The following is a 13,400-nucleotide window of genomic DNA, read 5'->3' on the forward strand; positions in this document are numbered from 1 at the left end:
GTGTTGGATCGTCAAGTACCGGTGCTGTCATATCATAGTGACGGGTGATACGCAAGGTCTTCTGATCTGCTGCATTTCCGCAGTCATCAGTCAGATCGAAGGTGTAATCACGGTATTGGGTACAAGCATCTACCCAGCCTTCATCAACCATTACTCCGTCAACAGTTCCGCTGGTTTGTCCATCCATTGCACCACAAACATCTGTCCAGCCTACTGATACAGTTGTTGGCCATGCTACATTACATTCTGTAGCATCCCATGGTGTAGGATCGTCAAGTACCGGTGCTGTCATATCATAGTGACGGGTGATACGCAAGGTCTTCTGATCTGCTGCATTTCCGCAGTCATCAGTCAAATCAAAGGTGTAATCACGGTATTGGGTACAATCATCTACCCAGCCTTCATCAACCATTACACCGTCAACAGTACCGCTGGTTTGTCCATCCATTGCACCACAAACATCTGTCCAGCCTACTGATACAGTTGTTGGCCATGCTACATTACATTCTGTAGCATCCCATGGTGTAGGATCGTCAAGTACAGGTGCTGTCATATCTGCCGGAATTGTAATTTTGGCATCACAACTATCAGCCAATCCACAATAATCGGTCACAATCATCCTTACAGTCAGCGTATCACCGCATTCATCGAGTGGCATAGCCTTTATAGAAGCCAAGTCATAAACAACATCGTCAACTTTATAAATTGTATCCATTGGTTCTGTACCTGGATCTACTGTAAAGGCAGTATCCAACCAATTGCTTAAATGAGTTGAAATCGTACTTTCGTCTAAACAAGATTCCAGTGTAATGTCAGAACAAACAACTGCTACCGGATTGAAATCAGGCTCAGTAACTTCTCCACCACACTCCGTTGTATTCGGATCAATACCATTTTTAATTTGAACCGTATAAACTCCGGCTTTCAAATTAAATAATGTATCAGTTAATTCGTTTGTTACGGTTGAATCGATAAATGTTGCTGTAAGACCAGTCCCTTCATACCAATAATAGGTATATGGTAAGAATGGTCCTCCTTCCGCAGGTGTAACAATCGCAACCGCATAACCGCTCGAATCACCGAAACATTCATTACCCACAGTTTCGACTGAACAGGTAGGTGGTGAAGCTATAAAATCAACTATTCCGTAACAATCCGTTTCACAACCTGCTGCATCTGTAATATATACATCATATCTTCCATCGCTTAGTCCATAGATACTGTCCGTGCCTTGTCCTCCGCCAATAGTTCCTCCCTGACTGGCGACCCAATTATAAGTAAATGGTCCATTTTCTCCTGTAACGGTAACTTTTGCGGTTCCATTTGCAGCACCACTATACGTTTCATCAGTAGTTGTTACATTACATACAGGATTATCATACAACCTTACAACGAATGAATCTGCACCAAAACATCCTTCTGCATCCAGACTCTCAGCACTTACCCAAACTACAACACTATCACCGGTAAACTCATAGTGAGTTAATGTATCAGGTGGTAATGGATTAGTTCCGGATAATGCATCGCTTTCCGATTCATAAAATTTATAGTCGTCTGCTTTACTTTCATCAGTAATAAAACTTACCACGGTTTGTGTTAAATCCACAACGTTTGTGGCATCCGGGCTAACACAAGTTCTTATATCTTCTGCAATAAGCTCAACCTGGGTAGAGAAGCCAAAACGGTAAGGTCCTGCAAAATCTTTTAACTCAGCAGTAAACTCACCCGATGAACGGGTTTTTACAAATAAAGTACCCAGTACTTGCTTACATGGATCACTATTTGCTTCCAGAGCATCTAAACCGAAAGCAGTCATATTAATACCAATCTCAGTAAACTGGTATGGAATAAATTCACCGGCAGTATCAGCCTGGGGTCCTTCCAGAGTACCCCACGGGGCAGCAGGAACATCAAGTGAATCAACAGAAGCATACATATAATCATAATCCCCATCAAAATCGGATCTTGGGCGAATTTCGGCATAACACCAAACGCCTGCATCTAATCCTTTATTATATACACCTGTTAATTCGAATGGAATATTAGGCAGATTGTTGAATGGAGTGCCTCCGATACCGTTTAATACAATATTTTCCATCATCCAAACACGAATACTGTATGCAGGATGCTCTCCACCACTTTCCAGATCGACAGAAACAATGATATCACCCCGACCTCCTGCAATCGGTTCTCCAAATTCATCGAAACGCCAGCCGGTATGTCCCGCATCGCTTCCGGTTGTTGTATACATACCATTTATATACTCAACATCCTCTCTGAAAAATTCAAAATCGATGTGAGAAGTACCATCAGCAGATCTTGTGGAAGCTGCACCAAAAGCCCATAAATGTTTATGTCCGTCAGCATCAACATTCACATCCTGTCTTAAATATCCCATGGCATCCACTATGTCATTTTTCTGTGGCGTATCTCCAATACCAACATTCCAGGTTTCCGGGTTATCACCGTTTTTATCCTTGGTACCGGTAAATACAGTACCATCCTTTGTTCCTCCGGCGGTAATATGATCTCTTCCGTAAACACCGTCTAACCATTTATAGGGTATACCATTGGTGTAGACCGTGTCACCTTTTTCACCTTTCATACGAAGTTCGAAAGCTTCACGGGATTCAACCAAACCAAGAATAATAGCTAAACTCCAAGAATCAGTAGCATCGCCTTCATCCCATAAAACACCAGTACCACCACCTGGGACAGTATCAGGAAATAAAAACCAGTCATCATAAATACCATAGCTCTGATCTGGACCGCGATGCTGCCAGTTGGCAGAGACATCTCCGTCAACACCAAAACCGCCTATAACGCCAGCTCCTTCAGAGATTTGACCATAGCTGTTTGGAGCCATAAATACGGCTAACAGCAATATCATTACACCGCTGCACCAACATCGGAACAGCCATTTTTTTAAATACGACAACGAGAAATTTGTTCTCGAAGGTTCTACGTAATTTTGTTTCATACATGTAATTTTGAAGAGTTAGAAAATAATTTTGTAAACCAAGTTTGTTTTAGTCTCTGTTTTACTCAATTACCTTCATCTTCAAATGGAGAAGTTCTAAACTTCTATGCGTCCAAACGTACTTGTCATGATTTTTCGAGATTACATCTGGGGTAAGATGCAATTTCTACCCTTATTTATTATTCATTACAACTCTTTTGGAATTGCGTATACAAGTTACCACAAGATATAATTGAATTCAATCGGGAATTTTACGGAAATTTTCAAGTATTATTTTGGGGTAAAAACAGGGCTTAATGCAGGTTATTTTGATACGCAAATTCCACCATTTCCGCCGTAGATCTGGCACTGATTTTTGTCTGTATATTCTTTTTGTGTGTTTCTACGGTACGCGGGCTAATATTTAGTTTTGCTCCAATCTCTTTATAGGTATACCCCTTGCAGAATAGTTTTAATATATTTAACTCTCTGCTGGTCAGTATTTTTTTCTCCTCGTGCGTAATAGTAATCTTTTTACTTTGTAAATATTTTTTCAGCAGCTGCCATACCCGCGGATGAAAATAATCTTCCCCATTTTTTAAGGCTTTAACAGCATTTATAAGTGCATTGCTACCCGCATCGTTAAAAACAAAACCGTTTATTCCCAGGCTAATGTAATCTTCGAAAAAGCTGGAGTAATCGGAGCTTAAAACTAAGAGAATTGGTGTGCGCGATGTTTTCCGCCTGATCTTTTTAATGGTACTTATTCCTTCATCATGGCAATGTATGATATCGACGATGATCACATCTGGTTTTTCATCGTTCATCTTTTTTATAAAATCGTTGATGGTCTTGGCCTCGAACACGATTGTGCACTCCTTTGATTCTTCAAGTACCGACTTTATGCCGGAACAAAAAAGCGAATAGTTTTCCAATATGGCAATATAGCACATAATCCCCCCATTTTTTATCATTACACACCCAGAATTGGTTAATAACCAATTACATTTAAAAATAATTCAACCATTGCCTGATTGCGCGGAGGAGTTTGTAACTATATTAATAGCGAATACAATATAACAATTTATACGTAACAAGTCAATCCGTAATTTTCCGGATAAAATTTGTGGAAAATTACGCATTAAAATACCTATTAATCTTTTTATTTTTGTATAGTATTATCGCATCATTATTCTTACAAGATGACTGCACATACATTGAGAAATTTATTTCTACTTATATACAATTCCAATCTAACGAGGGTTTTGAAATTGTTTTTACAAAAATCATAAGCAAAGTAGTAGTAAGCACTAGCCGATTATATCGTCCAGCTATAGAACAATCAGAGCAATTCAATAGTACCGGAAAGTAATTATTCGATGCTTTCATTAACCTCTTTCCTGTCCCTTCATTCCCGAAACTACCCTTTATTCACAACTATTTTATTAATAATTTCTGTAAAAGGAATTCTAACTGAGGCGCATGCCAGGTTTCATTTTCAATTGACTTTTCTCTTTGCGCCTTTGTTAATACTTCCCATTAACCCCGGGGCAAAGTAATTCAACGAATTACGTCGCTCCGGGTCATGATGATATGATTTGAATCGTCAGGCGAAAGAAAATGATCGAAGCTAATTGGTACTCCCGGACGAAATTTAAATCAGAAAAAGATGTGTATAAAGGGTAGCTAAAGGCAGGGAAATAAAAGGTGTAAGGTTAAACTAATTGCATAAAACATAAACTGAGACCAAAAACAAAAGGCTGCCCTCCGGAACAGCCTTTTGAAAACGAGTTGGGTTTTTACTCTCCCTCATTCCCTCTCTGCGCGCAGAGAAGGGACGATTGTGTCGCAGACGCAATCAGGGTGAGTCAATAATACCACACGCTCATTTGTTAACATTACAGTTTTCAGAAGCAGTGGAATCATTCATCTACCACCTCTTCTTCGGATTTTTCGCCCGGCCTCGATACATAAACCACTCCCCATTGGCGCGCCAGTTTACGGCGGTTGGCTGGTGTTTCCTTGCGGTAATAAAATTCTACCTCGTCGTAAATATCACGTATCAGCTCGTCGATTTCGGGTAGCATATCCAGCACATCTTTGTTTTCGGCGTCAAAAGCCTGCTTCTCGGCCGACTGCGCATTACTCAGCTCAACGTACTTGTTAAGCTCGGTCTCTACCTCGGTCGCCGACGGATTACTCATGGCTACTACCGCAACCGGTGCATCGGGATCACGCTGTTGCGTGCGTTTCTGCTCTCCATCTATCAGGTTGCGCGCCCATGTTACTATTTCCTGTTCAGTAACAAGGCGGGGCAAGTCGCTTTGGCTGGCATCCAGGCCATAATATAACCGATCAGGAGCACCAAACTGTCCTCGTTCAACACCCATATTAAACACTCTGATAAAGTGCGAAACAATCCGGCGCAGTACCTGTTGTTGTGCATTCTCATTTTCAGTAGCCTCAGCTTGTTTGGCAAACTGCTCTTGCCGCTCCCCTATTTCCTGCCGGAAAGCAGGATAAAGGTTCGTTAAGGTGGTTTGTGTTTCAGTACTTATTGCCCATTGTTCACCGGACGTACTGTTTGCTTTTTCACTGGTTTTTTCCAGCACACTGATCCTACCATTTACTGAAGCAGGAAATTGTCTAAAAGGCATAATCTTTAGTTTTTAAGTCCCGGGGGTTATTCCATTTGTGGAACATTCCGGGAGAATGAATAAAATTATTAATTGTAGTTCCGAAGGATTTTTTGGTAAACCATGTTGTATTTTTTAGAAAAACAAGGTCATATCCCTTTTCTATTAATACTTTCAGTATGTACAAAACGAGGAATAATTGATTAAATATGTCATCATTTGCACTTATCGGTTGCACTATTTGAATAAATTCCTTAAGGTTTGCACTTATCGGAGGGTATATTTGTTTCAATTGTTTATTGCTTACAATTATAGGAGGGCATATTTTTACAAATTGTACATCGTTTGCAATTAAATTGGTCCATATCAGACCAAATATATTGTCGTTTAACTGTACATAACCAACTCTTTGATCATATACACGATCGGGTAACTGCAAATACCTAAAAATATAAGGTATCATTTTGCAGTTTTTAATCGCCAATGGCAGGTAAAAACTCGTTGAATGGGCATATGTGAAATTTGCAAAATGCAATTGTGTCGTTTTTGGTTCGGAAAAGTTACGAAAAACAATGTTATAATCCAATGCATTAATCAGTTATATGATTGATTGAGTGAATGAGATAGTGAGCTAAGAGTAATAGCTAGTCGCCTCGCCTGCAGCCTTACAGCTGATTACTTAAGGAGGAAAAACAGCTGCTAAGTTTGGTCAGGGGCTTTTGCGTAACGCTTATTATTCGATTTATGCCGAGTCTTCTCTCTACTTATTCGGGTTATTCATCAGCTCCACCGCATAAGATTTTAAATACCACACATTATTTTTTAACGTAAAACTCATCAATACTTTTTAAAAGCCCGGATTTATGCAAAATATTGCTTTTGTACGATTAAATAGTTCGGTGACCGATAGCCTCTTATTTATTCGTACCAACGAGTTCATTACAACCGTCAAAACGAAAAGTTTTCAGAAAAGCTGCAGAATACTGAAGATAAGCGAGTTAAAAAATATAACAGTTTGTGCTTTTCTTCTTACAACAGCGTAGGATAAAAACTGAGGAAAAGTGTTCATCTTGCTGGCTGTTTTAAGCAAAAAAACTTTACATAAATATCCGAATGTTCACGATGCCAGATACTTACAAGAGTGCATTCTGCTTTTTTTATGTTTTTTTTGTTCTGCTTTCAAAAGGCTGAACGTATAGAAAACACTGGGAGTTTGAGATGATATTAACATCAAAGAATTTTTCTAAATAACGACGTGATTAAAAAATCTATTGCATATTAATAATCAGCAATTTAGATTTACACCGCAAACCTTTTTAAAGAGAACTGATTAAAGACGCTTTTGTTTCCAAGAATTTATTTTTTAAGGAAGGATCAAAAAAGTCTAATACGTGAAATTAAGTTGTGATAAGGATTCTATCCATTAGAATTTTTATGGTGCTTTATGAGATCGATATTAATCGATATAGGAGAAGTATGGACCACTAGATTAAAACAAAAATGAGAAAACCAGAGTTAGTGTTGCTAATGCTATTTATAGCATTAATTGGAAAAAGTACGTTTGCCCAAAACCCGCATTTTAAATTAGAAAGTAAAGATCATCAGTTAATAACAATTGATGAATCGTTCTCAAAATCTACTGAGATTAAGCCGTTTAAAAAAGAGGGTAAAAAGATCTATGGCCTGGCCGCCAGTGCCGATATTGATTTTTCTTCGGCCGATGGCTGGGTACGTTTGGTACTGCTCGACCAGGATTTTAATGAGCACCTGCTGTTAGAGAGTTATCCCAACTTAAACGGAACAAATCATGTTTCGTTTAACGATTATGCCGAAGAAACAGCCTTATTGGATGGTGTTGTTCCTTATGCAATAAGCATAGAGATGAACAATGCCTTTATTTCATTAAAAAGTCTCTCCTATTCGTCAAAAGGAGATGTAATTTCAGATTACAATAAGCAAAAAAAGGAAAAACGTTTGGCTCAGAATAAAGAAAAAATTGAGCAGCTGAACAAAAACCTTAAGGCCAAAGGCCAAAATTGGGTAGCAGGTGAAACCAGTGTTTCGCAATTAAGTTACGGAGAACGCAAAAAGCTATACGGTCAAGGAACCTTCCCTGGCGGATTCGAGTTTTATGCGGGTGGCGTAATTTCAACTGAAACAACCAGTACTTCGGGTATCATCGAAAAATCAGCTACTATTTCAAGTCCATACGTCGATGAATGGGATTGGCGTGATCGTCATGGAAAGAACTGGATATCACCAATAACCAATCAGAGTTCATGTGGATCATGCTGGGCTTTTGCATCCACAGGAGCAACCGAGGCAATGGTTAATGTGTTTTTCAATCAACAAATTAATCTGGACTTATCTGAACAGGATGTCATTTCATGCAGTGGTGGAGGATCGTGTGCAGGCGGATACCCAAAATACGCCCTGGATTACATCAAAAACACAGGAGTTGTTGATGAAGCCACGTTTCCATATGCAAAAGCAGATCTTGACTGTAGTGCAAAAGGGAGTAATCCTTCGCAATTAATAAAAATTAGCGGAAGAACTGATTTTAATGAATGGACAAGTACCGAGGATGACTTAAAGAAAATGCTGATAGAAAGAGGGCCGTTGAGTGGTGGACTTGCTGATTGGAGTCATGCAATGGTTCTGGTAGGTTATAAAATTGTACAAGAAGGTGATACCTTATATTACAGAGATTTAACACTTGCAAGATATTGGACGATTGTTGCAGCAGGTGATCCATTGATCGGAAAAGTTGTGTGGATATTTAAAAATAGTTGGGGTCCCTATTTTGGTGATGCCGGTTATGTATTTGTTGAAACACCTTTAACAAACATTCACTGGACTCATGCAATTAATACTCCGATAATTAGTGAAGTTCAAACATACGAAGTAGTGTGCACCGACAACGACGGCGATGGCTACTACTGGTGGGGATTAGGAGAAAAACCTGCCAATTGTCCGCCATGTCCTGATTTAGCTGATGGCGATGACTCAGATCCAACAAAAGGGCCACTGGATGAATACGGATACTGCATGCCAATAAATGGCACACCCGCACCTGTAGCCAACTTTACATCTACCACCACCACAATAAATAAAGGACAAAGTGTTAGTTTTACCGACCTTTCAACAAATACTCCAACATCGTGGAGCTGGACTTTCAACGGAGCAACACCATCAACATCTACCGAGAAAAACCCAACTGTAAGCTATAATACAACAGGTACATTCAGTGTTAGCCTTACGGTTAGCAACGCCGATGGAACGGATACAAAAACTGAAACTGCTTACATTACTGTTAAGGAACCTGTTTCTGCTCCTGTTGCCAGTTTTTCGGCTACCCCTGCTACTATAAACGAAGGTTCTCAAGTCTCTTTTACTGATTTAACCACTAACCAACCAACAGCCTGGAGCTGGACTTTTGAAGGCGGTACTCCTTCAGCCTCTGAAGATCAAAATCCTAAAGTAGTTTACAGTACTCCCGGAACATATGATGTTACGCTAACAGTAACCAATTCAGGAGGTACTAATACTAAAACAATTACAAATTACATCCAGGTAATTGATACCGTTGAAGCTCCTGTGGCTGCATTTACAGCAAACAACACTATCATTGCTGAAGGACAATCAGTGACGTTTACCGACCAGTCTGCCAATACACCAACCTCATGGAACTGGACATTTGAAGGAGGCTCACCAGCTTCATCTGTCAATCAAAATCCAACGGTTGTTTATGCTACTCCTGGTGTATACAATGTTACCCTTGTGGCAACTAACGATGGAGGATCGAATACCATATCAAAGAGTGCTTTTATTACCGTTCAGGATACGCTCGAAGCGCCAATCGCAGATTTTACTGCAGATAACACAGCGATCATAGAAGGTGGAGAAATATCTTTCGCTGATAAGTCGAAAAATACACCGGCATCGTGGAAATGGGTGTTCGAAGGTGGTAATCCATCAACATCGACCGAAAAAAATCCGAAAGTAACTTATAGCTCGCCTAATAGTTATAAAGTTTCACTTACCGTTACTAACGCAGCCGGTAATCATACAAAAACCGTTGAAAATTACATTACGGTTGAAGCTAAACCCGATCCTGCTTACTGTATTCCAACACCGGTTGCAACAGATGAATGGATTGCCGAAGTACACATGAGCGAAAATAGCTTTACTTCAGGTTCTGATGGATATGCTGACAACTCAGCGGTGAACTTCAATTTTATTGCCGGAACGAATATCGATTTTACACTCGTTCCGGGATTTGGCGGAAGAAGCAGTTTTGAATATTGGGGCATTTGGATTGATTTTAATTCAGACATGAATTTTTCGGAAGATGAAAAGGTCTTTACATCATCAAAATCCAAGTCATCGGTTAGCGGAACAATTTCTATCCCGCAAACGAATATGACTACACGTATGAGGATTGCAATGGGAACCGGCAGCCCAACGGCTTGCGATTTTACAGGACCTGGTGAGGTGGAAGATTACACCATTGTAATTGCAGAACCGGCACCTGCGCCTCCTGTTGCTGCATTTAATGCCAGCTCAACAACTATTGTTGCCGGCCAATCTGTTCAGTTCTCAAATTTATCTGAGAACGAACCAACCAGTTATCAGTGGTATTTCCCGGGTGGTACGCCATCAGCAAGTACAGAGCCTAATCCAACGGTTAGTTATGCAACCGGAGGAACATACAATGTTACGCTTATTGCATACAAAACAGGTTTTACTTCTTCGGAAATAACACTTACAAATTACATTGGCGTTAATGAAAACGATGGAACTCCACCCCCTACTCCATCCGTATACTGCGAACCTGCTTTAATCAGTAGCACCTCTGATTACATTCAAAACGTTACTATTGGCAATGCCCTGGCAATTAACAGCTATGGCGATGGTTATTCGCTCGACACCAACCCATTTACGCTGAATGCAGGTGGTTCGTACGCCGTTAATTTGGTACCAAATAATTCTTCAAGCCGTAATTTTTGGAGGATATGGATTGACTTTAACAACGATGGAGATTTTGATGATGCCGATGAGACATTGCTGGCCTTAAACAACAAAAAAGGCTCTGTTGCTGAAACGATTGCAATTCCCGCTTATGTTTCGGGGGCAGCTCGAGTACGTATATCGATGAAAGTTGGCAAAGCTCCGGCAGCCTGCGACGATAATTTTGGTGGTGAGGTTGAAGATTATCTGGTTTCGTTTGATGCACCGATGTTACAGTCGTCGATGTCTAAAGCTACAGCCGAATCAATCTATGAAATGGATTTGAAAGTATACCCGAATCCTACCACCGACCAGCTGAATTTGAGCTTATCTGACATAACAGATCAGGCATCTTATGCCATTTATAATACCGTTGGGAAAAAAGTTGAAGAACAATCAATCGTTGCCTCACTAACAACAATTGATATGAGCGAAAAGTCACCCGGCATTTACCTTGTGGTTGTAAAAACCGATGCGCAAACATTTAACAGGAAAGTGATTAAAAGATAAGTACTAGCAACACGTACAACTCTGAGAAGGCAGGATACTATGGAGACAGAAGTTATCCTGCCTTTCTTTTTAACCGCCTTGCCAACGCATGTATTCGTCTAATTCCCTCCAGTACTTCCGATTCAAAACGGTAAATCTCAATACGGTTTTCATCGCTTACTGACAACCTTTCGATCAGATATAAACGAACATCCTGAAGTTCCTTTTTAAACTGATCTTTGGCAAGCGAATCATCTGTTGAAATATCATCTTCACTATAAAATAGTACTGCCGTATAAAAGGCGTCAAGCGCTATTTTATGAACCACTGCTATTCGCTGCACCGTGTCGCTGCTTACCTCAAATCGTTTTTCAATCCGGTGTTCAGCAGCTTCAACAAGGGAAGTTGTAACCAAATCGGCTGCCGATTCCAATACATTTACAGCTTCGATCTGCCGCTCAAGAATATGGCTTTGCTTTTTACTAATCGACTGGCTTTGTATTTTCTGTAAGAATGTCAAAATTTCGGCATGTCCCTTATCGATAAATGCATCTTCATATCGCAACTCAACCAGTTGCTGCTCTTTTCCGGTTAAGGCCATCGGAATACCTGCTTTTAATATTTCAAGTACTTTCTCTCCAAGTTTGGCGATGGAACTTTGCGATAAATCCAATGCAAGACTAACATCCTCTAGATAAAATTCGTGCAGCTCAGGAAATAGTCTTACCTCTTTCTTCTTCTCTGGAACCAGCCAAACCACCAACTTTGAGATTGGTGTTACCAGCCAGATAAACAAGAAGGTATTGGCCAAATTAAAAATAGTATGAGCATTTGCCACTTGCCGCGATTCACTGCCCGGGGAAATAGCGTCAACCAAATGGGCCAATTGCGGAATAAAAGCATACCAAAGTACAACTCCAAGAACCTTAAAAAGAACGTGCGAGACTGCCACCCGCACTGCAGCCTTTGGTTTACCCAATGCCGATAGAATTGCTGTAACACATGTACCGATATTAGCTCCCATAATTATGGCAATGGCCGGTTCTATAGCTATTAATCCCTGCGAAGCCATAATAATTACAATTCCGGTAGTTGCCGATGAACTTTGTACCAGTGCCGTAAATAACGCCCCGATTAGTATGCCGTAAACGTAATTATCAAGGCCTTCCATTAAGTCTAAAAAAGGTTCGTAGCTTTTTAACGGTGCTGTTGCTTCGCTCATCACGCTCATTCCAAGAAAAACCAAACCAAGGCCAAGAATAATTGTACCTACATTTTTAACAATTTTATTTTTAAATAAAAATCCGGCCAAAAATCCCACAGCAATCATTATCCACGAGGCTTTTGTTATTTTAAAAGCAATGATCTGCGCCGTAATAGTGGTACCCACATTGGCTCCCAGAATAATACCAAGTGTGCTTTGGAATGAGATTAAACCTGCAGAAACAAATCCAACAGCCAAAACGGTGGTTACCGACGATGATTGTATAACTGCAGTAATTCCGGTTCCTGCCACCAGCGAAGTCCAGCGGTTGCGTGTCATTCCTTGTAAGAACGACTTCATTTTGCTTCCGGCAGCAGCTTTTAAACCGTCGGTCATTACGTTCATTCCATGCAGGAATAATGCCAGCCCGCCCAGTAAAAGTATGATCTGTGTCGTAAAATTCATGCTAAAAGTTTCCACTAATTTAAAAAACTTAGCGAACTCTTCGAACAGTCATTTTGCTACAATCATATTAATGCTAATTTAGCCGATACTAAATTTTACAAAAATGAACTTACACCAACTTCTTTGCCTGTTAGTACTGGCTCTGTTTCTAAACTCGTGTTCCAACAATTCAACAGAAACCAAACAACCCAATGTTGTAATTATTTTTCTCGACGATTCGGGTTATTCAGATTTTTCTCCGTTCGGGCAAACGCGAATTGAAACACCCAACGTAACAAAGCTGGCAGAAGAAGGAATAATGTTCAGGAATTTTTATGTGCCTCAGGCCGTTTGTTCGGCTTCGCGCTCAGCACTTATTTCGGGCTGCTACCCTGGGCGAACAAAGGTTTTTGGGGCACATGGCCCTAATGGTCGCGGGCTGGAAACTACTTTCCCAACGATTGGCGAAGTATTTAAAAATGCAGGATATAAAACCGCACTATTTGGGAAATGGCATTGTGGCGATCAGCCGGAAACGCGTCCGCAAAGTCGAGGTTTTGATGAAACCTGTGGACTGATGTATTCAAACGACATGTGGAGTCATCATCCTGAAAGCCCGGAATACTGGGGACAGTGGCCACTTCAATTTTGGGAAAAC

The 13,400-nt window shown here is 40.4% G+C and carries 7 protein-coding genes; 2 read left to right on the plus strand and 5 right to left on the minus strand.

What is annotated here, in order from left to right; all coding sequences use genetic code 11:
• The 4 genes from ABZB17_RS13215 to ABZB17_RS13230 form a co-directional block, all read right to left on the minus strand.
• A partial coding sequence (locus tag ABZB17_RS13215) for a SprB repeat-containing protein (protein WP_372650814.1) occupies positions 1–2,605 on the minus strand: 2,605 nt, incomplete at its 3' end.
• Between the two features lie 668 nt (positions 2,606–3,273).
• Positions 3,274–3,912: a response regulator transcription factor gene (locus tag ABZB17_RS13220; RefSeq protein ID WP_372650815.1), complete on the minus strand. Its 639-nt coding sequence runs from the start codon at positions 3,910–3,912 to the stop codon at positions 3,274–3,276.
• A gap of 969 nt (positions 3,913–4,881) precedes the next feature.
• Positions 4,882–5,616: a hypothetical protein gene (locus ABZB17_RS13225; RefSeq protein ID WP_372650816.1), complete on the minus strand. Its 735-nt coding sequence runs from the start codon at positions 5,614–5,616 to the stop codon at positions 4,882–4,884.
• Positions 5,606–6,058: a hypothetical protein gene (locus ABZB17_RS13230; protein ID WP_372650817.1), complete on the minus strand. Its 453-nt coding sequence runs from the start codon at positions 6,056–6,058 to the stop codon at positions 5,606–5,608. The genes ABZB17_RS13225 and ABZB17_RS13230 overlap by 11 nt, the downstream gene beginning before the upstream one ends.
• Before the next feature lie 1,037 nt (positions 6,059–7,095).
• Here ABZB17_RS13230 and ABZB17_RS13235 point away from each other — a divergent pair.
• A complete protein-coding gene (locus ABZB17_RS13235; RefSeq protein WP_372650818.1) occupies positions 7,096–11,115 on the plus strand; it encodes a PKD domain-containing protein in 4,020 nt (1,339 codons plus the stop codon).
• 52 nt (positions 11,116–11,167) lie between these two features.
• Here the strand turns inward: ABZB17_RS13235 and ABZB17_RS13240 are convergent, their stop codons facing one another.
• Positions 11,168–12,763 carry a Na/Pi cotransporter family protein gene (locus tag ABZB17_RS13240; RefSeq protein ID WP_372650819.1) on the minus strand — a complete coding sequence of 532 codons (1,596 nt, stop codon included), beginning with the start codon at positions 12,761–12,763 and terminating at the stop codon, positions 11,168–11,170.
• Between the two features lie 103 nt (positions 12,764–12,866).
• On the opposite strand from ABZB17_RS13240, the gene ABZB17_RS13245 reads away from it, so the two are divergent.
• Positions 12,867–13,400: sulfatase-like hydrolase/transferase (locus ABZB17_RS13245; protein ID WP_372650820.1), on the plus strand; the 534-nt coding region annotated here is incomplete at its 3' end.

It is taken from the genome of Draconibacterium sp. (genome assembly GCF_041583095.1).
In the GTDB taxonomy this organism is placed as follows: domain Bacteria; phylum Bacteroidota; class Bacteroidia; order Bacteroidales; family Prolixibacteraceae; genus Draconibacterium.